The sequence below is a fragment of the Streptomyces cyaneus genome (genome assembly GCF_004028635.1).
Classification (GTDB): domain Bacteria; phylum Actinomycetota; class Actinomycetes; order Streptomycetales; family Streptomycetaceae; genus Streptomyces; species Streptomyces cyaneus.
The window spans coordinates 44,214-65,254 of the sequence record NZ_RQJW01000012.1 but is presented as its reverse complement, the minus strand read 5'-3'; the positions used below and the strand labels follow the sequence as shown (position 1 = coordinate 65,254).

The following is a 21,041-nucleotide window of genomic DNA, read 5'->3' as shown; positions in this document are numbered from 1 at the left end:
TACCCCGCAGGCAGCACAGAACCCGGTCGGTGACCGAGGTCACCGACCGGGTGAGTGCTCAATGCAAGGTCAAGCGCCGCGACGCTGCTCCGAGGGGTCCTCGTCCTGATCCTCGTCGTCGTCCTCATAGAGGTCGGCGTATTTCGAGTACAGGTCGTCGTCGTCCTGCTCATCGTCCTCGAAGCGATCGCCGTTCGGCGACTGGTTCGACGTCGATGCGCCCAGCTCCTCGGCCAGGCGTGAGAGGTCCGTCCCACCGCTGTTGTACTTCAGCTGGCGGGCGACCTTCGTCTGCTTGGCCTTGGCCCGGCCGCGCCCCATGGCTCGACCCCCTCAACGACGGGGCTCGACGGCCCCAGAGTCTGACACGCGTTCATGATCCGGAACGGACTCTCCGTGGAGAGGCCGGTCCGTAGGGCTTCCACGGTACCTGAGCCCGCGCCCATACGGTACGTCGCCCGCAGCACGCGCGTGTGCACAGGACCTTCGAGGCGCCCTGTCCTCGCTGGTCAACCGCGATTTTAACCACTTATTGGCGGTCGACCCGCCGGTAGAAGTGAGAGTTCTCTCCAACTGCCCACCGGCGGGTACCGCCCAAACCCCTGTCAGGGGGCCCGGCCGGTCGGATCAGTGCGCTCCGCGTGCCTCCGCCATCCGCTGCTCGGCGATCCGGTCGGCCGCGGCGGCCGGCGGAATCCCATCCGCCTTCGCACGTGCGAATATGGCCAGCGTGGTGTCGTAGATCTTCGCCGCCTTCGCCTTGCACCGGTCGAAGTCGAAGCCGTGCAGCTCGTCGGCGACCTGGATGACACCGCCGGCGTTCACCACGTAGTCGGGCGCGTAGAGGATCCCGCGGTCGGCGATGTCCTTCTCCACGCCCGGGTGGGCGAGCTGGTTGTTGGCCGCGCCGCACACCACGCTCGCGGTCAGCGCCGGCACGGTGTCGTCGTTCAGGGCGCCGCCGAGCGCGCAGGGGGCGTAGATGTCGAGGCCCTCGACGCGGATCAGCGTCGCGGTGTCGGCGACGGCCGTCACGCCCGTCGGGTGCGCCGCGAGGATCCGGCCGACGGCCTCCTCGCGCACGTCCGTGATCACGACCTCGGCGCCCTCCGCCCGCAGGTGTTCCACCAGGTGGTGGCCGACCTTGCCGACGCCCGCGATGCCGACCTTGCGGCCGCGCAGCGACGGGTCGCCCCACAGGTGCTGGGCGGAGGCGCGCATGCCCTGGTAGACACCGAAGGCGGTGAGCACGGAGGAGTCGCCCGCGCCGCCGTTCTCCGGGGAGCGTCCGGTCGTCCAGCGGCACTCACGGGCCACGACGTCCATGTCGGCGACGTACGTACCGACGTCGCACGCGGTGACGTATCGACCGCCCAGCGAAGCCACGAACCGGCCGTAGGCCAGCAGCAGCTCCTCGGTCTTGATCCGCTCCGGATCCCCGATGATCACGGCCTTGCCGCCGCCGTGGTCGAGGCCGGCCATGGCGTTCTTGTACGACATCCCGCGCGCGAGGTTCAGCGCGTCGGCGACGGCCTCTTCCTCGGTCGCGTACGGGTAGAAGCGCGTACCGCCGAGGGCGGGGCCCAGAGCGGTGGAGTGGATGGCGATGACGGCCTTGAGGCCGCTGGCGCGGTCCTGGCAGAGCACTACTTGCTCATGACCCCCCTGATCCGAGTGGAACAGGGTGTGCAGGACGCCGTGTGTTACGTCGGTCACTGTGGTGACTCCTGAGTACTGGCGGCGATTGGAGCGAGCTCCCGTACGGGTGGCGGGGGCTGTGAGCATGAGATTAGACCCGTGGGCGCCCGCCCACCCCGCAGTGCTCAGGATCACCTACTCCTGGAGTACAGCCGTGCGACGATTTGCATAGATTTCCCGCACGTTTGTAAGCGGGTTTCGCAGGTTTTCCTGGCAGACGGCGGGGGAGGGAGCAGGCGTGCCCAAGGTGTCCTCGGTGATCGTCCCGTATGCGACCTATCTGCGCGTCTACGAGCCGCTGGCCGCCTTCCCGGAGCCGGAGCGCGGCCACTGGGACCGTTACGCCCGCCGCCCCGACCGCCCCTCGTACCAGGACGAACTGCGCCGCTCCCTGGCCGACTTGCTGCCCACGCCGCCCATCGCCGTGCCGGTGCAGGAGAGCAGCGACGCCTTCGTGCTCGAGGTCGACGGGGTGCTGTGCGTGTGCCCGTGGCGCACCCGGCTGCGCGGCTGGCTGGCGCTCGGGGAGCTCGCCGACGAGCTGCCGAAGCCGGTCCTGGACGCTGCGCTGCCGGAGGTCGTACGCCGCCAGACGGCCCAGGACTACGAGCGCTGGCTGGCCCGCAACCCGGACGCCCGCCCGTGGATCCGCACCTCGACCTGGCAGGTGCCGCTGCACTGGTTCGTGCTGGTGTCGGACGAGGAGCGGCGCTTCGACAAGGGCTCGGGCGAGATCCCCGCGATGCTGCGCTACCGCACGCCCATGGTGGAGGCGCGGCGGCGGGTCGCGCGGGCCCTCAGGACGCTCAAGGACACCATCGACGAGGGGCCGCTCATCGACGGCCTGGTGGACGTCGGGCGCTGGCTGGAGGAGTTCCACCCGCGCTCGCTGGTCGAGCTGGACTACGGCGGCCTGGTGCACACCCTGCCGGCCGGCGAGCTGGAGGACGACCACTCGGCGGCCGACGTGGCCGACGGCATCGAGGCGCTGCGGCGCGGTGACGGGGCGGCCGCGGGGGCGGCTTACGGGCGGCTCGTGGAGCGGTGGCGGTCGGTGCGGGACCGGCGGTCGGCGAACTGAGACCCGGTGTGGTGTAGCGCACTGTGTGATGTAACGAACTGGCGTTTGACGACACGCCCGTTTTGGGGTTTCGTGCTCGCTCTGGGGTTCTTGATGCCTCGTCAACATCGGACGTAGGTACCGATCCGGGCGTATGCATCAAGGGTGTGTCAACGCACGCAAGCGTGACGGACCGCACGTACGCGGCCCTTGCATCCCTAACCCCTCCTCGTGCCAAAATAGGACAAGGAGTCCGGGGAGGGCTCTAGCTCGACATTGCACACTTTGGGGGGTCTTGAGACTCCTGCACGCCACTGTGACTGATCGTCACAGTGGCGTGACTGTCCGCTATGGCATGGTCCATCGGCTTCCGTCGCTGATGAACACCTGGGAGGGCAATTCCATCGGTTTGGCCGACGCGGCTGGACAGATGGTGTAGTTGTAGTGCCGAGGACAAGCCGTTCGTCCTATAACCGACTCGACTCGCGTCCGCCATTTCGGGCAACGCGGGTCAAGGTGCAGAATTTAGAGGAAAGAACCGAGAAGGTTCGGTTCTCCCGAGGAGGCCGCTCATGACCGCTCGCACCCCTGATGCCGAGCCGCTGCTGACCCCGGCTGAGGTCGCCACGATGTTCCGCGTGGACCCCAAGACGGTGACGCGGTGGGCGAAGGCCGGGAAGCTTACTTCCATCCGTACGCTCGGCGGACACCGCCGTTACCGCGAGGCTGAGGTCCGCGCTCTGCTCGCGGGCATCCCGCAGCAGCGCAGCGAGGCCTGAACAACTGCATAACCGGGCAAACCGGCAGTTCCCCCAACTTGCCGCAGCGTCCGAACTCTAGCTCCAAGCGACGCGGGTTCTGCCCCAACAGAGCCCACGCCCAAGCCGTACAGAGCTTCGCAGGCACGCAACAAGGGTGCGTCGTAGATCGCGCTGGACTCCGCCGAGTCCAGCGCGATCTTTTTTGTGTGCGCGGGGTGTGTCGACCGTGTGCCGGCCGTGGTCCTGTGGGTGGGCTTGTCGGAGTCTGGGGAGGGGTGTCGGATCTCCTGTGGACTCGCCCCGGGTGGTCGCTCGGCGCGGGCGGGGCGATCTCCGGAAGCTGGTGCAATTGCACATATTAAATTGACCAGTTGTAGGTGAGGTGTAAGTACCGCACTTCCGGAAACTCATGCGGTGACACCCGTCACAGGGCGCGGTGCTTGTTGCCTCTGGGCGATGTGCGCTAAAGGAAGGCGCGCGCTCCAGCGGCCCATGCTGGAGCGGGAGTTGACGCCCGGCGGCGATCACGCGGTGGAAGCGCTTTCGTCCTCCGTGGCCTCGCCCGGAGCCCTCTGGGTGGTGCGCGGGGCGGTGCGCGGGGCGGCGTCCATCGCCAGCCGCGCCAGGTGATGGCAGATCGGGCAGTGACGGGTGAGATGCCGGTAGGACGAGGCGGCTGCCAGATGCGCGCGGAGCAAGGCCCGCGTTTCGTGCCTAGCCGACGCCGCCATACGCCACCTCCAGGAGGCCACACGGGGAAGGTGCTCTGACTTTCTGGGTACCGAGCGAATGTGACTCCGTCAAGGTGGCGTGGCGCTCCGCCGGGGGCGCCCAGGGGGCGCCCCGGACGGGCTGATGGTGTGGACCGGCGACGTCGAGAGGCCGGCCTGCGGGCATGAGTAAGGCCCACATCCCTTGCCGGGGTGCGGGCCTCTAGCCTTCGCTGCGGTCCTGACGGGATTTGCTGTGTCTGATTGAGGCTGCGCCGCGGGCGCGGCCTCCGCCGTGACCGGGTGGGCGGTTGTGTCGTTCGCCGCGGGTATGAGGAAGGCCCGCGTCCCTTGTCGGGATGCGGGCCTCTCGTTTCTGCTGCGGTCCTGACGGGATTTGAACCCGCGGCCTCCACCTTGACAGGGTGGCGAGCACTCCAAACTGCTCCACAGGACCAGGTTTCGCGGCGCGATTCGTGCGTTGCGCTGCGAGAAGAGACTCTACAGGAGGGCGAGCCCCCGGGTCGAACTCACCCAACGTACGCGCCCCGTTACGGCGCCAACGTGTCGATCGTCTTCACGATCCGCTTGTCCGAGATCGGATACGCCGTACCGAGCGCGTGAGCGAAGTAGCTGACGCGGAGCTCCTCCAGCATCCAGCGGACGTCCAGCACCTGCTGCGGGACCGGACGCCCCTGCGGCATCTGCTCGAGAAGCCAGGCGTATTCGTCCTGCATCTCGTGGACCTTCTCCATGCGCGTCGTGTCGCGCTGGACGTTCGTCGGCATCTGCTGCAGACGACGGTCCACCGCGATCAGATACCGCATCAGATCCGGCATGCGCCCCAGCCCCGCCTCCGTCACGAAACCGGGCCTCACAAGGGCGTCCAGCTGCTTACGGACGTCCGTGAGGTTTGCCAGTAGGGCAGGGCTCCGTACAGCCTTCAGGCGGCGCTCAGCGGCCTGCCAGGCAGCGAGGACCTGCTGCACCTGGCCCACCGTACGCACGGTCGTGTCGACGATCTCCGCGCGCACCTTGTCGTACAGCTTCCGGTACGACTCCTCGTCCCACGCCGGCCCCCCGAAGTCACCGATCAGCTTGTCGGCCGCCGCCATCGCGCAGTCGTCGAAGAGAGCCTGGATCGAACCGTGCGGATTCGCGGACAGGGCGAGCTTCTGGGCGTTCGTCAGCTTCTCGGACGCGAACTTCGCCGGATTGACCGGGATGTTGCGCAGGATCAGCCGCCGCGTGCCCTTCCACATCGCCTGCTGCTGCTCCGCCTCCGTGTCGAAGAGGCGTACGGAGACCAGGTCGCCGTCGTCCACCAGCGCCGGGTACGCCTTGACCGGCTGGCCGGCGCGGCGGGTCTCGAAGACGCGGGTGAGCGAGCCGATGGACCAGTCGGTCAGGCCCTGGCGCTCCAGCGACTCGCCGCCCTCACGGGACGCCGTGGCCGCCGCGGCCTGGGAGAGGGCCTTGCGCGCCTTCGGCTTCAGCCGCAGCTTCAGCGCCTCCAGATCCTTGTCCTCCGCCAGCTTGCGGCGCCGCTCGTCGACGATCCGGAAGGTGATGCGCAGATGCTCCGGCACCTTCGACCAGTCGAAGTCGTCGGCGGTGAAGGGGACCCCGACCATGCGCTTCAGTTCGCGCGCCATGGTCACCGTCAGCGGCTCCTGCAAGGGGGCCGCCGTATCCAGGAACCGCTTCGCGAAGTTCGGCGCCGGCACGTAGTTGCGGCGGATCGGCTTGGGCAGGGAACGGATCAGTTCCGTCACCAACTCCTCGCGCAGGCCCGGGATCTGCCAGTCGAAGCCCTCGTCCATGGCCTGGTTCAGCACCTGGAGCGGGATGTGGACCGTCACACCGTCCGCGTCCGCGCCCGGCTCGAACTGGTACGTCACCCGGAACTTCAGCGCACCCTGCCGCCAGGTGTCCGGATAGTCAGCCTTGGTGACCGCCTCGGCCGACTCCCGGATGAGCATCTCGCGCTCGAAGTCCAGGAAGTCCGGCTGCTCGTGCCGCTTGCGCTTCCACCAGGAGTCGAAGTGGGCGCCCGAGACGACGTGGTCCGGGACCCTCTCGTCGTAGAAGTCGAACAGCGTCTCGTCGTCCACGACGATGTCCCGGCGCCGGGCACGGTGCTCCAACTCCTCGACCTCGCTGAGGAGTTTGCGGTTGTCGGCGAAGAACTTGTGGTGTGTGCGCCAGTCGCCCTCGACCAGGGCGTTGCGGATGAACAGCTCGCGGCTGACCTCCGGGTCGATCCGGCCGTAGTTCACCTTGCGCTGGGCGATGATCGGGACGCCGTACAGCGTGACCTTCTCGTACGCCATCACGGCCGCCTGGTCCTTCTCCCAGTGCGGTTCGCTGTACGTCCGCTTCAGCAGGTGCTCGGCGAGCGGCTCGACCCACTCCGGCTCGATCTTCGCGTTGACGCGGGCCCAGAGACGGGAGGTCTCCACGAGTTCCGCGGACATCACGAAACGCGGGGGCTTCTTGAAGAGGGCCGAGCCCGGGAAGACCGCGAACTTGGCGCTGCGCGCCCCCAGGTACTCGTTCTTCGCGCCCTCCTTCACGTCCTTCATGCCGATGTGCGAGAGCAGGCCCGCGAGGAGGGAGACGTGGATGCGATCGGCGGGGGCGTCGTCCTCGTTGAGATGGATGCCCATCTGCTTGGCGACCGTACGCAGCTGCGTGTAGATGTCCTGCCATTCGCGGATGCGCAGGAAGTTCAGGTACTCCTGCTTGCACATCCGGCGGAAGGAGCTCGATCCCCGCTCCTTCTGCTGCTCGCGGACGTACCGCCAGAGGTTGAGGTAGGCGAGGAAGTCGCTCGTCTCGTCCCGGAAGCGGGCGTGCTGCTGGTCGGCCTGGGTCTGTTTGTCGGCGGGGCGCTCGCGCGGATCCTGGATGGACAGCGCGGCGGCTATGACCATGACCTCGCGGACACAGCCGTTCTTGTCGGCCTCCAGAACCATGCGGGCCAGGCGCGGGTCGACGGGGAGCTGGGCGAGCTTGCGGCCGCTGTCCGTGAGCCGCTTGCGTACGTCCTTCTGCGTCGGGTCCAGCGCGCCGAGCTCCTGCAGGAGCTGGACGCCGTCGCGGATGTTGCGGTGGTCCGGCGGGTCGATGAAGGGGAACTTCTCGATGTCGCCGAGGCCGGCCGCGGTCATCTGGAGGATGACGGAGGCGAGGTTGGTACGGAGGATCTCCGCGTCCGTGAACTCCGGGCGGGCGACGAAGTCGTCCTCGGAGTAGAGGCGGATACAGATTCCGTCGGACGTACGACCGCAGCGGCCCTTGCGCTGGTTGGCGCTCGCCTGCGAGATCGGCTCGATCGGCAGGCGCTGCACCTTGGTGCGATGGCTGTACCGGCTGATCCGGGCGAAGCCGGGGTCGATGACGTACTTGATGCCCGGGACGGTGAGCGAGGTCTCGGCGACGTTGGTCGCCAGAACGATCCTGCGGCCGGTGTGCGGCTGGAAGACCCGATGCTGCTCGGCGTGCGAGAGCCGGGCGTACAGGGGCAGGACCTCGGTGAACCGGTAGTTCTTCTTCACGAGCGCGTCGGCGGTGTCACGGATCTCCCGCTCACCGGAGAGGAAGACGAGGATGTCGCCCTTGCCCTCGCCCTGGAGCTCCTCGACGGCGTCGCAGATCGCGGTGATCTGGTCGCGGTCGGCGTCCTCGGAGTCCTCTTCGAGGAGTGGCCGGTAACGCACCTCCACCGGGTACGTCCGCCCGCTGACCTCGATGATCGGGGCGTCGCCGAAGTGCCGGGAGAACCGCTCGGGATCGATGGTGGCCGAGGTGATGACGACCTTCAGATCCGGCCGCTTCGGCAGCAACTGCGCGAGATACCCGAGCAGGAAGTCGATGTTCAGGGACCGCTCGTGGGCCTCGTCGATGATGATCGTGTCGTAGGCGCGCAGCTCGCGGTCGGTCTGGATCTCGGCGAGCAGGATGCCGTCCGTCATCAGCTTGATGAAGGTCGAGTCCTGGTTCACCTGGTCGGTGAACCGCACCTTCCAGCCGACGGTCTCGCCCAGAGGCGTGTCCAGTTCCTCAGCGACCCGCTCGGCGACGGTTCGGGCGGCGATACGCCGGGGCTGGGTGTGCCCGATCATGCCGCGCAGGCCGCGGCCGAGCTCGACGCAGATCTTGGGGATCTGCGTGGTCTTGCCGGACCCGGTCTCACCGGCGACGATGACGACCTGGTGATCACGGATGGCGGCCGCGATCTCGTCCTTCTTCTGGCTGACGGGCAGCTGCTCGGGATAGCTGACGGCGGGCACGCGCTCGCGTCGTACGGCGATTCGCTCCTCGGCCTTCGCGACCTCCGCCTCGATCTCGGCGAGCACGGCGGCACGCGCCTCGGGCTTGCGGATCTTGCGCGCGCCTTCGAGCCTGCGCCCGAGCCGCTGCGCTTCGCGCAGGGAAAGCTCGGTCAGGCGAGGGGCGAGCGTGCCGAAGCTCGGAGCGCCGGGGGCGGGGGCGGGATGCGTAGACATACGCGATCCAGGATCTCATCCCGGGGAAAGAAGGGGCGAACCCTTTTGGGCCCGCCCCCGCTCACCTCCCCCGCTCGCCTCCGCCGGGTGCGTCACCGCACGTCGACGTAGTCCTCCCTGCCGTCGCCCACGAAGTGCTTGCTGTCGGGATACAGGTGGACGGGCACCCAGGTGCCGTCCTCCTTGGCCGTGAAGCCCTTGCTGAAGGAGCCGTTCGTCTTGGTGGTGACGGTGGCCATCAGGTACCAGGTGCTCTTGCCCTTGGGCCGGAAGAGGATCTGCACCTTCTTGCCGCCGTACGCCTTCCAGGTCGAGGAGCCGACCGCGCGCTCCTGGAGCACGCCCTTCACGGTGATCGTCCGGCCCTTGTACACCGGCTCGGGGGACGCGTTGGCGTCCTTGATCCGGGTGAGGGCACGGGTCTTGCGCAGGCTCTTGCTGACGGTGCCCTTGATGTCCTTGGTGGTGGACCCGGCGTAGCGCAGTCGCCAGTAGCCGTCCGTGTAGCCCGGCAGTCTCTCCACGATGAACTGCGACCCGAAGCTGGTCTTCACGGTCTTCTTCGTGGCCCAGCCGCTCGTGCCGTTGGCCGAGTACTGGATGTCGACGCTGACCTGGTCGCTGGTGTCGCGCCCGATCGCGTCGAGGCTGCCGGTGATCTCCAGCTGCGCGTACTTGTCCTGCCGCGCCGTGAACTCGGTGAACTTCGTCGTGGCCGTGACCGTGACGGTGACGTCGGCGGTGGCGGTGCGCTGGATGAAGGGGTTGTACGGGTACGGCGGGAACCCCACCTCGTACACGGACTTGCTGCCGTACGGGGACCGCACGAAGGAGAAGCGGCCGCTCGCGTCGGTGGTCGACTCGACCGGGTTGCAGGTGGTGCAGTCCTTGTAGTCCATCTCCAGCGGGATGCCGGACAGCGGCTTCCACTCGGTGCCGCTCTGGTACTGGAGCGTGCCGGTGACGTTGACCTTGTCGCCGGCGGTGACGTGGAAGCTGCTCTTGTCCAGGACGAACCGGGTCGGCGCGGCCTTCGGCCTGACGTCGATCCAGGGGCTGATGGCGAAACCGAGGTCGCCGTTGTACTCGGCGAAGGTCCAGCCGCCCGCCGTCACCTCGTGGGCGGCCGAGAAGTGGCCGGCGTCGTCCGTGACGGCGGTCGTCTCGTCGTTCTGGTCGAAGGTGAGGTCCACGGTGGCACCGGGCAACGGCACCGTTTCGCGGGTGCTGGGGTCGCGGACGACCAGGTCGCCGGTGGCGGTGACCGTCTTGTGCTCGATGTCCGGCTCGGTCGGCGTGACGGCGAAGCCGCTGATGACGGGCTGCTTCTGGTAGCGCAGCGTGCCCGCGTTCTTCTGGACGGTGGTTTCGCCCGCGGTGTTCGTCGCCTCGATGTCGATCGTGTAGTCGCCGAGGGTGTCCAGGTGGACGGGCTGGGAGGCCCAGATGCCCTCCCACGAGCTGACCCAGTACTTCTGCGTGAAGTCGGTGATCGTGGCGACCGGGGTCTGGGACTCGCCGCTGCCGACGGGGCGCAGCGCCGCGGTGACCTTGGCGATCTCTCCGCTGTAGTTGAGCCGTACGTCGATGACCGACCAGTCGGCCTGGTCGCTGTACGCGGACGTGACGGTCGGCCCCGCGGCGTGGGCGGTGCCGGGTATGGCGAGTGTGGAGAACAGGACGGCGGTGGCCGTCACCAGTCCTCTGGTGATGCGTCTCAAGAACCCCCCTCAGGCTCCCTGTGAGCGACGAAAACCCCCACCGGAATCCGGTGGGGGTTTTCGTACTGTGTGGCTGGGGCCGGGGTCGAACCGGCGACCTATCGCTTTTCAGGCGATCGCTCGTACCAACTGAGCTACCCAGCCACGAGGCTTACGAGAAGCCTCAGCGGTCCTGACGGGATTTGAACCCGCGGCCTCCACCTTGACAGGGTGGCGAGCACTCCAAACTGCTCCACAGGACCAAGCTTTGCGTACGACAGTGTCGCACACCGTACTGCGTGCCCCCAACGGGATTCGAACCCGTGCTACCGCCTTGAAAGGGCGGCGTCCTAGGCCGCTAGACGATGAGGGCTATCGGCCCGCCTGGGCGCTTCTCAGCGCGTCGGGGACGTGAGAAGCATATGGGATGGCGGGAGGTATCGCCAAAACGGTTTACGGGGTGGGGCTGGGTGAGGTGGGGGACGGGGTCGAGTCGGCCGGCTGGTTCTCCTCCACGAGGTGGCGCCGTACCTCCGCCGTCGTCAGGCCCAGGCCCCCCAGTTCGATCTCGTCCCAGGCCTGGAGGCGGCGGGTGTCGCGGTCGAAGTAGAGGATCGAGGTCTGGATGGGGTCGGGGTGTTTGCCCTCGATCGCGCGCAGGCCGCTGCCGCCGGTGGAGCCTTCGATACGCAGGCGGGTACCGAAGGGCAGGACCTCCATTTCCTGGTGGTGGACGTGGCCGGCCAGGGCCAGGGGGACGTCGCCGTCGGTTTGGCCGGCGGCCACGGGTTCGTGGGCTACGGCTACGTCCACGGGGGTGCCGGCGGCCGCCTGGTCGCGCAGGGCCGTGGCCAGGCGGGCGCCTGCCAGTTCGTTGGCCGCGTCGCCGCCGGGGATCTTGGAGCGGTCGGGGGTGAACTGGGGGTCTCCGATGCCGGCGAACCGCAGGCCGGCGACGGTCTGGGCCTTGCCGTCGTCCAGGACGTGGACGTTCTTGAGGTTTTCCAGGTAGCGCTGGGTGCCGCGGGAGTCGTGGTTGCCGCGGACCCAGACGTAGGGGGCGCCGAGGTCCTCGATGGGGTCGAGGAAGCCGTTCTCGGCGGCGGTGCCGTGGTCCATGGTGTCGCCGGAGTCGACGATCACGTCGACCTTGTACTGATCGACGAGCGAGGCGATGATCTTCCAGCTCGCCGGGTTGAGGTGGATGTCCGAGACGTGCAGGACGCGGATGGTGCTCGGGTCGGGCGCGTAGGCGGGGAGCGTGGAGGTGGCGTCGTAGAGCTTGGTCACATTGGTGACCAGACGGGCCAACTCCTTTTGGTAGACGTCGAATTCGGTGACGATGCTGCGGGCGTTGCCGACCAGGGACGGGGCGGAGGAGAGCAGGCCCGAGAACTTCGGTTCCAGGACGGATTCGGGGTTCCAGGTGGCGAATGCCGTGCCGCCGGACGCCGCCAGGAGGGTGAGGGCGAGGCCGCCGGCGGCGAGGGCGCGGCGGGGGCGGCGGTAGACGGCGAGGCCGAGGGTGGTGGCGCCGGTGACGACGGCGACGCAGCTGCGGATGGCGAGGTCGCGGGTGCCGGTGGCGACGTCCTGGGTGACCTCGTCCTGGAGGCCGGAGAGGCGTTCGGGGTGGTCGACGAGGGCCTGGGCGCGGGCGGGGTCCAGTTGGTCGACGTTGACGTCCAGGCGGACGGGGGCGATGTGGCTGTCCAGCTGAAGGGCGCCCAGCGGGGAGACGTTGATCTTCGTGCCGCCGGTGACGGAGGGGCGCAGGGTCATCGTCGTGTTCATGGGGCCGACCGGGACGCGTACGTTGCCGACGATCAGCAGGCCGAGCCAGGCGCCGACGAGGACGACGGTGACCAGGCCGAGGGCAGATTTGAGGGGCTGGCGCGGAGCGCCGTCGAGTAGGGCGGCGGTGGGCGACGGGCGGGCCCAGGGGTGGGGTTGGGCGACGAGTTCCGGGGTGGGGCTCGGGCGGCGGGTGGCGTAGCGGTGGGCCAGGGCGCGCGGAGCCCTGGGGAGGTGGCCGAGGGCTTTCAGGACTGTGGCGGGGACTCGGGCCATTGGTCCCGTATGCCCAAGGGGGCGGGTGGGTATGCGGGGCCGTTGGCGGCTCCTTTACGGCGGCGTCGTACCCGACAATGGGCCTGTGCTGGAGATGACGCGCGAGGAGTTCGAGGAACTGGTCGCCGAGGCGCTGGACCGGATTCCGCCGGAGTTGACGCGGCTGATGGACAACGTCGCGGTGTTCGTCGAGGACGAACCGCCGACGGACGATCCCGAGCTGCTCGGGTTGTACGAAGGGACTCCGCTGACCGAGCGCGGGGAGTGGTACGCCGGGGTGCTGCCGGATCGGATCACGATCTACCGGGGGCCGACGCTGCGGATGTGCGAGTCGCGGGAGGAGGTCGTCGAGGAGACCGAAGTGACGGTGGTGCATGAGATCGCGCATCACTTCGGCATCGACGACGCGCGGTTGCATGCGCTCGGGTACGGGTGAGGCGGCCGCGGGGTCTTCGGATCTTTCGGTGCCGGGCTTGTGTCCCCGTGTCGCGGGGCGCGTGTCCTCTTGTGGGCGGCGGGAGTTGGGCAGGTTGACTTCTTCGCCCGCCCCTGGAGGTGGCTCCCGTGCGCCCCTTGTACGTACCTGTCCGTCTGGCTGCCACGGTGATGGCCGTCGCCGCTGCCGCCGGCTGTATGAGCGTGGGTGACGACGACGGAGGCGGGGGCGCGAAGCCGTCGCACTCCGCGGGGCAACGCGGGGGTGAGGCGCCCGACGGGGGCTCGGCCGTGTCGGGTGGCGGGGCCGGGTACGGGGCGCACGTGGACGACCGCAAGCGGGAGAAGGAGAAGGGCAAGAAGAAGGGCAAGAAGGGGGCGGTGGAGTCGGCGTCCCCCTCGGCCTCGCCGTCCGCGGATGTGAGCGCGTCCGCTGCCGCGGGGGGGCAAGCCGCCGGTCAAGCCGGGGCAGAGCGAGAAGCCGGGGCCCACCCGTACGGCTGAACCGACGCCCACCCGGACGCCGGATCCGGAGCCGACGCCCACCGAGCAGCCGACGTCGGCCCTGCCGACGCCCACGGAGGCCGAGCCGTCGTCGTCGGCGCATGAGGAGACGGGGCCGCAGCTGGCTCAGCGGGAGCCGGCGCCGACCGCGGGGGCGCCCGCGTGACGTAGGGGCGCCCGCGTCCCGCAGGGGCGGCGGGGGCGAGGGGGTCCGGGGGTGGTGGCAAGTGACGTTGCCTACACGGGTGGCGGTCGGTTTGCCTTGGGGGGTCGAGGGTGCGTATGGTGGTAGATCGTTTGATCCCATTGCCCGGCGCCAACGCAGAGCGCGCCGTGTGGCGCGTTCTCTCCCTTGCCGTGGCTGACCGCATAGAGGCGGTCGTATTGCGAAATCACGGAGTTGACGGGCGCGTGCCGACGAGACTCCGGAAGGTTTCGCTTAAGCATGTCCATTTCCAGTACTGATCACGTCGTCGTGCCCGAGAACGAAGGCACCGAGGACGCTCCCGAGGTCACCTTCGCGGACCTCGGTCTCCCCGAGGGCGTCGTCCGCAAGCTCGCCCAGAACGGCGTGACCACCCCCTTCCCGATCCAGGCCGCGACCATCCCGGACGCCCTGGCCGGCAAGGACATCCTCGGCCGTGGCCGCACCGGCTCCGGCAAGACCCTCTCCTTCGGTCTGCCCACCCTGGCGACGCTCGCCGGTGGCCGCACCGAGAAGCACAAGCCGCGCGCCGTCATCCTCACCCCGACCCGTGAGCTCGCCATGCAGGTGGCGGACGCCCTCCAGCCGTACGGCGACGTCCTCGGCCTGAAGATGAAGGTCGTCTGCGGCGGTACCTCCATGGGCAACCAGATCTACGCCCTGGAGCGCGGCGTCGACGTCCTCGTCGCCACCCCGGGCCGTCTGCGCGACATCATCAACCGCGGCGCCTGCTCGCTGGAGGACGTGAAGATCACCGTCCTCGACGAGGCCGACCAGATGTCCGACCTGGGCTTCCTGCCCGAGGTCACCGAACTGCTCGACCAGGTCCCGTCCGGCGGTCAGCGCATGCTCTTCTCCGCGACCATGGAGAACGAGATCAAGACCCTCGTCGACCGGTACCTCACCAACCCGGCCACGCACGAGGTCGACGCCGCCCAGGGTGCCGTGACGACCATGTCGCACCACATCCTGATCGTGAAGCCGAAGGACAAGGCGCCGGTCACCGCCGCGATCGCCTCCCGCAAGGGCCGCACCATCATCTTCGTCCGCACCCAGCTCGGCGCCGACCGTGTCGCCGAGCAGCTGCGCGACTCCGGCGTGAAGGCCGACGCGCTGCACGGCGGTATGACGCAGGGCGCGCGGACCCGGACGCTGGCCGACTTCAAGGACGGGTACGTCAACGTCCTCGTCGCCACCGACGTCGCCGCTCGCGGTATCCACGTCGACGGCATCGACCTCGTGCTGAACGTCGACCCGGCCGGTGACCACAAGGACTACCTGCACCGTGCGGGCCGCACGGCGCGTGCCGGCCGCACCGGTACGGTCGTCTCCCTCTCCCTGCCGCACCAGCGCCGCCAGATCTTCCGGCTGATGGAGGACGCGGGCGTCGACGCCTCGCGCCACATCATCCAGGGCGGTGCCGCCTTCGACCCGGAGGTCGCCGAGATCACCGGCGCCCGGTCGATGACCGAGGTGCAGGCCGAGTCCGCGGGCAACGCCGCGCAGCAGGCCGAGCGTGAGGTGGCTCAGCTCACCAAGCAGCTGGAGCGGGCGCAGCGGCGTGCCGTCGAGCTGCGTGAGGAGTCCGACCGGCTCGTCGCCCGTGCGGCGCGCGAGCGCGGTGAGGACCCGGAGGCCGCGGTGGCCGAGGCGCAGGCGGCGGTCGTCGCCGAGGCCGTCGAGGTGGCCGTGCCCGAGCAGCCGGTCGCACAGGACGTCGACAAGGCGGAGGCTCCGGCGTACGAGCGTCGTGAGCGTCGCGACAACGACCGTGGCGGCTTCCGCCGGGACGACCGCCGGGATGACCGTCGGGATGACCGTGGTGGGCGTTCCTTCGAGCGTCGGGACAACGACCGCGGTGGGTTCAACCGTGATCGTGGCGAGCGTGGGTTCGAGCGTCGCGACAACGACCGTGGCGGCTTCCGCCGGGACGACCGTCGCGACGACCGCCGGGATGACCGTGGTGGCCGTTCCTTCGAGCGCCGTGACGACCGGGGCGGGTTCAACCGTGACCGTGGCGAGCGTGGGTTCGAGCGTCGGGACAACGACCGTGGCGGCTTCCGTCGCGACGACCGTCGGGATGACCGTGGTGGGCGTTCCTTCGAGCGTCGGGACAACGACCGTGGTGGCCGTTCCTTCGAGCGCCGCGACGACCGTGGTGGCTTCCGCCGGGACGACCGGCCGGCCGGGCGTTCCTTCGAGCGCCGTGACGAGCGTGGCGGGCACCGTGGCAGCGACCGTCCCTTCAACCGCGACCGCCGCGACGACCGTCCGGGCTTCCGCTCCGGCGGCCACGAGCGTCCCTACGGCCGTCGTGACGACCACCGTGGCGGCACCTCCGGCACGTCCGGCTCCTTCGGGCGCCGCGATGACAAGCCGCGCTGGAAGCGCAACGGCTGACGTCCGCCGGTAACGCACTGAGCGCCGGGCCCTCACCCAATCGGGTGGGGGCCCGGCGCTTTCTCGTGCGCGGGGCCGGTCGGAAACCGCTCCGCCCGCGCCTGTGAAAGAGCTGTAAGATCAGCCGACTTATGAGAGGGATGTGACGGCCGGGGGGCCGGGGGCATCTGAGAACAGTGCGCCGCTCCCTCTCCCGTGTTCAGGGGAGGATCGCCTTGGCCCGCCATGTCTTCGTACGTCGTTCGAGAGCGAGACGCGCGGCCGTCGCCGTGGCCGTCTCCGCCGCGCTCGCGGGTGGGCTGAGCCCGCTGCTGCCGGGCGCGTCGGCGGCGGAGGTGCCGCAGGAGACGGTCGTACCGTCGACCTTGCGGACCACCAATCTGGCGGCGGCGCTCCACTTCGCCGACACCACGACCGGTGCGAACGGGGCAGGCGCCGAGGGCGTCTTCCACCGGCTGGAGGGCAGCTCCCGGCTGCTGTGGACGCGGTACGCCGACGGCAGGGCCTTCGAGGCGCCGATGCCGACCGGCTACGCGAGCATGTCGGGCACCGGCACCGATGTGCTCGCCTACCGTGCGTCGGGCGGCAGGATCGACTTCTGGAACGCGGCGGACGGCACCACCCGCACCTTCCAGCTGCCCGCGGGCCACACCGTGCTCACGATCTACGGCACCACGGTCGTCACCGCCGCCGGCGTCACGAACGCCGACGGCACGGTCACGCGGGTCGTCCACCTCCTGGACGTGGGCGAGGACGGGAGCGTCGTCGACACGCAGGTCGGCGGGGCGCCCGCGGGCATGACGCTGGGGCAGCCGCGCGGCGCCGACGCCAAGGGCCTGATCTTCAACGCGACGCTGGACGGCGCCGCCCGCATGGTCGCCGTCGACCGCGCCACGGGCCGCGTGCAGAACTGGACCCAGCCGCTGCCCTCCCTCGCCTACGGCTACGTCAAGCTCTCGCCGGACCATGTCGCCGTCTACAGCAAGGCGTTGAACACCAAGGTGCTGGTGGTGCCCCGCGGCGACCTGGCGGCCGCCCCGGTGGAGGTGGGTCTCGCCGGAAGCCCCAGCGCCAACTATGTCGACGACCTGGCCGTCGTCGGCGACTGGCTGGTGCACCAGCCCACCGGCAGCACCCAGATCACGGCCAAGCCGATCGCGGGCGGTGCCGAGGTGACCCTGCTCACCGCCTCGCGCAGCGAGGTCACCGCCGTGTCGGACGGCACCGCCCTCGCCATCGGACGTACCGCCGCCGACGACTGGGGTATTCAGCGCATCCACGCCGACGCGTCGGGCGAGCCGGTCGTCACGCAGGTCAAGGCGCTTCCCAGGCCCCCGGCCCCGATCCAGGGCATCTCGCTGGAGCAGGGCCGCCTGGTCGTCATCGACACCGGCGGCAGCACGCAGCGCGACGACTATCTGCGGACCGTCGCCGCCACCGGCGCCCCCGCCTTCGGTGAGCGCTCCGAGTTCACGCCCACCTCCGCCGGAGCGATCGGCAGCTGCCCGGTGACCGAAGTGGCCTGCTCGCAGGTCTTCGGTACGGCCGACGGGCGGATCGCCTGGATGGCATACGGCTCGGAGACCGACGTCCTGCGTGTCAACGGCCCCACCGGCGCGGGACTGTGGGAGCGGAGCGTGCCCATCGACGGGCGCATCCTCGACGTGTCGGGGCGGTACGTCCTCTACACGACGCCCAGCAACAAATACGTCTACAAGATCGGTGACCAGGCGGAGCCGTACGCCGCGCGGGGCCCCGCCGCCCTCTCCGGCGACACCCTGTGGACGGGGGGCGAGGCCCCCGGCACGGTCACCGCGTACAACCTGACGACGAAGAAGACCACCGAGACGGTGACGCTCGCATCGGGCTGTGCGCCGACCGAACTCCAGGCGCTCGGGCGGTACTTGTACTGGACGTGCGGTGACACGGCCGGGGTCTACGACCGTACGGCGAAGAGGTCCGTGGCCGTGCCGACGGGTGAGGCCAAGCTCGGGGACGGGTTCGTCGTCACGCACGACCGGCAGGCCGGGAAGCTGACGCTCACGACGGTCGCCGACGGGACGGCCGCGAGCCGGGTCATCGGCGATCTGCCCGACACCGGGGTCTCGCAGCGGGACGTGCGCTGGACGGTCGACGAGGCCGGCGCGAACGCGGCCTACGTGGACGACCAGGAGCGGGTGCACCTCGTCCCGTCCGGGGTCGCGCAGCAGCCGCTCCGCCTGCTGGGTCCCGCGCAGAACACGGCGACCGTCACGGCCCGCACGAGCGACACCGTGCCGGACACCCTCACCACGGTGCTGCTGTCCAAGCCCTCCTCGGGCTGGGACCTGACCGTCCGCAACCGCGCGACCGGCAAGGTCTACACCGACGGTGTGGACGGAACGGCGGCACGCGGCGAGCTGACCGTCGGCTGGCACGGCGACGACCCCACGAGGACCGGGGACGCCTTCGTGCCGAACGGCTCCTACGACTGGACCCTGACGGTCACCCCGGCCGACGGCGTCGGCGCCCCGCTCCAGGTGCGCGGCACCGTCCGGCTGGTGAAGGGCGACGCGGTCCCCCGCGACCACGTCGGCGCGGCGGGCCTGCCGGACGGTGTCGGTGACCTGCTCACCCTCAACGCCTCGGGCGCGCTGACCTTCCAGCAGGGCACCGGCAAGGGCACGTTCTCCGGGAAGGTCTCGGGGAGCGGCTGGTCGACGAAGGCGGTCGCGGTGCCGTTCGGGGACCTGAACGGCGATCGCTGCAATGACGTGCTGGTGCGGATGAGCGACGGCTCGCTGCGCGGGTACAAGGTCAAGTGCGGTCTGGCGCCGGAGACTTCGATGGCGTACACGAAGCTGGGTACTGGCTGGAACGCCTACAACGTGCTCACCTCGCCCGGTGATCTGACCGGTGACAAGCGGGCCGACCTGCTGGCGCGGAAGGCGTCGACCGGGGACATCTACCTCTTCGCGGCGAAGAGCGACGGGACGCTCGCGGCGGGGAAGAAGATCCGTTCGGCGTGGACCGGATACACGAAGATCCTGGGCGCCGGGGACCTCAACGGCGACGGTCACGGGGATGTCCTCGCCCGTGACAGGGCGGGGGCGCTGTGGCGCTACAACGGCCTGGGCAACGGTCTGTTGAAGGATCGCGTGAAGGTCTTCACGGGCTGGGGCACCGGTTACAACGTCATCGTCGGCCCCGGGGACATCACCGGGGACGGGAAGGCCGACCTCGTCTCGCGGGACGGCAGCGGCAATGTCTGGCGCAACAACGGTGACGGCAAGGGGTCGTTCGGGGCGCGAGTGAAGATCGCGGGCGGCTGGCAGGGCTACAAGGGCCTTTTCTAGCCAAGTTGTGACGTGTGTCATGCCCCCGGCGCGGGAATCGCTGGGGACATGACAGATGACGCCATAGCGAGTGGGCTGTCTGACGAAGAGCGGCTGGCCCAGCTCGGCTACACGCAGGTTCTCGCCCGCCGCATGTCGGCGTTCTCCAACTACGCGGTCTCCTTCACGATCATCTCGGTCCTGTCGGGGTGCCTGACCCTCTACCTGTTCGGCATGAACACGGGCGGCCCGGCGGTGATCACCTGGGGCTGGGTGGCCGTGGGCCTGATGACCCTCTTCGTCGGCCTGTCCATGGCCGAGATCTGCTCGGCGTACCCGACGTCGGCGGGCCTGTACTTCTGGGCGCACCGGCTTGCGCCGCCGCGTACGGCCGCCGTCTGGGCGTGGTTCACGGGCTGGTTCAACGTGCTGGGCCAGGTGGCGGTGACGGCGGGCATCGACTTCGGGGCCGCGTCCTTCCTGGGCGCGTACCTGAACCTCCAGTTCGGCTTCGAGGTGACGCCGGGCCGCACGATCCTGCTCTTCGCGGGGATCCTGGTGCTGCACGGCCTCCTCAACACCTTCGGCGTACGCATCGTCGCGCTGCTCAACAGCATCAGCGTGTGGTGGCACGTGCTGGGTGTCGCGGTGATCGTCGGCGCGCTGGCCTTCGTACCGGACCACCATCAGTCCGCGTCGTTCGTCTTCGGCGAGTTCGTGAACAACACGGGCTGGGGCAGCGGGGTGTACGTGGTGCTGCTGGGCCTGCTGATGGCCCAGTACACCTTCACCGGCTACGACGCCTCGGCGCACATGACGGAGGAGACGCACGACGCGTCGACCGCGGGCCCGAAGGGCATCGTGCGGTCGATCTGGACGTCATGGATCGCGGGCTTCGTGTTGCTGCTGGGCTTCACCTTCGCGATCCAGTCGTACGAGGGTGCCCTCACGTCCCCGACGGGCGCGCCGCCCGCGCAGATCCTGCTCGACGCGCTGGGCGCGACCGCCGGCAAGCTTCTGCTGCTGGTCGTGATCGGGGCGCAGCTGTTCTGCGGGATGGCGTCGGTGACGGCCAACAGCCGCATGATCTATGCCTTTTCGAGGGACGGCGCGCTTCCCTTCTCCCGCATCTGGCACACGGTCAGCCCGCGCACGCGCACGCCGGTCGCGGCGGTGTGGCTGGCAGCGGGCGGGGCGCTGGTCCTGGGCCTGCCGTATCTGATCAATGTGACGGCCTACGCGGCGGTGACCTCGATCGCGGTGATCGGCCTGTACATCGCGTACGTCATCCCGACGCTGCTGCGGCTGCGCAAGGGGGAGGCCTTCGAGCGGGGACCGTGGCATCTGGGCCGCTGGTCGGGGGTCGTGGGGGTGGTGTCGGTGGCATGGGTCGGCGTGATCACGATCCTCTTCATGCTGCCGCAGGTGTCCCCGGTGACCTGGGAGACCTTCAACTACGCCCCCATCGCCGTCCTGGTCGTCCTCGGCTTCGCCGCCACCTGGTGGCTGGCCTCGGCCCGGCACTGGTTCCTCAACCCCGACCACGAGCGGACGATCGCCCGGGAGGCGGCTCGGGCGGGGGCGGCTGAGGCGGTGGATCCGTAGGCTGCGGGGCGCGCGAGGACTCATCTCATCGCCGTCCGCCACCGCCGACGTGGCCGTGTCCCCGATAC

General features: G+C 69.4%; 13 protein-coding genes and 4 tRNA genes. 7 read left to right on the top strand and 10 right to left on the bottom strand.

From position 1 onward, the window contains the following. Positions 1-69 precede the first annotated feature (69 nt). Both EHO50_RS35650 and EHO50_RS35645 read right to left on the bottom strand, forming a co-directional pair. On the bottom strand, positions 70-321 hold the full coding sequence (locus EHO50_RS35650) for a DUF3073 domain-containing protein (protein WP_128435382.1): 252 nt from the start codon (positions 319-321) through the stop codon (positions 70-72). A 306-nt stretch (positions 322-627) separates the two neighbouring features. Beyond that, positions 628-1,716 (bottom strand): Leu/Phe/Val dehydrogenase, encoded by a 1,089-nt coding sequence (locus tag EHO50_RS35645; RefSeq protein WP_128435381.1) that lies wholly within the window; start codon positions 1,714-1,716, stop codon positions 628-630. 220 nt (positions 1,717-1,936) lie between these two features. On the opposite strand from EHO50_RS35645, the gene EHO50_RS35640 reads away from it, so the two are divergent. Continuing rightward, a complete protein-coding gene (locus EHO50_RS35640) occupies positions 1,937-2,779 on the top strand; it encodes a DUF8083 family protein (RefSeq protein WP_128435380.1) in 843 nt (280 codons plus the stop codon). 551 nt (positions 2,780-3,330) lie between these two features. Next, entirely contained in the window at positions 3,331-3,537 is a 207-nt protein-coding gene (gene bldC / locus EHO50_RS35635; RefSeq protein WP_003949541.1) for a developmental transcriptional regulator BldC, read from the top strand. Positions 3,538-4,043: 506 nt separating this feature from the next. On the opposite strand, the gene EHO50_RS44715 is transcribed toward bldC, so the two are convergent. From EHO50_RS44715 to EHO50_RS35595, 8 genes are all read right to left on the bottom strand, one after another. After that, positions 4,044-4,250 carry a DUF6274 family protein gene (locus EHO50_RS44715; protein WP_128435379.1) on the bottom strand — a complete coding sequence of 69 codons (207 nt, stop codon included), beginning with the start codon at positions 4,248-4,250 and terminating at the stop codon, positions 4,044-4,046. 361 nt (positions 4,251-4,611) lie between these two features. After that, positions 4,612-4,686 (bottom strand) — tRNA-Asp (locus EHO50_RS35625). Between the two features lie 94 nt (positions 4,687-4,780). Continuing rightward, positions 4,781-8,740 (bottom strand): ATP-dependent RNA helicase HrpA, encoded by a 3,960-nt coding sequence (hrpA, locus tag EHO50_RS35620; RefSeq protein WP_128435378.1) that lies wholly within the window; start codon positions 8,738-8,740, stop codon positions 4,781-4,783. Between the two features lie 92 nt (positions 8,741-8,832). After that, positions 8,833-10,461: a hypothetical protein gene (locus tag EHO50_RS35615; RefSeq protein ID WP_246101730.1), complete on the bottom strand. Its 1,629-nt coding sequence runs from the start codon at positions 10,459-10,461 to the stop codon at positions 8,833-8,835. 70 nt (positions 10,462-10,531) lie between these two features. Then, positions 10,532-10,605, bottom strand: a tRNA-Phe gene (locus EHO50_RS35610). A gap of 23 nt (positions 10,606-10,628) precedes the next feature. Next, positions 10,629-10,703, bottom strand: a tRNA-Asp gene (locus EHO50_RS35605). A gap of 37 nt (positions 10,704-10,740) precedes the next feature. Continuing rightward, positions 10,741-10,813: transfer RNA gene (locus EHO50_RS35600), tRNA-Glu, on the bottom strand. A gap of 80 nt (positions 10,814-10,893) precedes the next feature. Further along, positions 10,894-12,510 (bottom strand): metallophosphoesterase, encoded by a 1,617-nt coding sequence (locus EHO50_RS35595; protein WP_128435377.1) that lies wholly within the window; start codon positions 12,508-12,510, stop codon positions 10,894-10,896. Between the two features lie 85 nt (positions 12,511-12,595). On the opposite strand from EHO50_RS35595, the gene EHO50_RS35590 reads away from it, so the two are divergent. The 5 genes from EHO50_RS35590 to EHO50_RS35570 all read left to right on the top strand — a co-directional run bounded on the left by EHO50_RS35590 (position 12,596) and on the right by EHO50_RS35570 (position 20,973). Further along, positions 12,596-12,946, top strand: coding sequence for a metallopeptidase family protein (locus EHO50_RS35590; RefSeq protein ID WP_062714520.1), 351 nt, complete (start codon positions 12,596-12,598; stop codon positions 12,944-12,946). A 137-nt stretch (positions 12,947-13,083) separates the two neighbouring features. After that, positions 13,084-13,449: a hypothetical protein gene (locus EHO50_RS35585; protein ID WP_425472342.1), complete on the top strand. Its 366-nt coding sequence runs from the start codon at positions 13,084-13,086 to the stop codon at positions 13,447-13,449. A 445-nt stretch (positions 13,450-13,894) separates the two neighbouring features. Beyond that, positions 13,895-16,054, top strand: coding sequence for a DEAD/DEAH box helicase (locus tag EHO50_RS35580; protein WP_128435375.1), 2,160 nt, complete (start codon positions 13,895-13,897; stop codon positions 16,052-16,054). A 215-nt stretch (positions 16,055-16,269) separates the two neighbouring features. Next, positions 16,270-19,389 carry an FG-GAP repeat domain-containing protein gene (locus EHO50_RS35575; protein ID WP_246101728.1) on the top strand — a complete coding sequence of 1,040 codons (3,120 nt, stop codon included), beginning with the start codon at positions 16,270-16,272 and terminating at the stop codon, positions 19,387-19,389. A 48-nt stretch (positions 19,390-19,437) separates the two neighbouring features. Next, complete coding sequence (locus tag EHO50_RS35570) at positions 19,438-20,973, top strand: amino acid permease (protein WP_128435374.1); 1,536 nt, start codon at positions 19,438-19,440, stop codon at positions 20,971-20,973. Positions 20,974-21,041 lie beyond the last annotated feature (68 nt).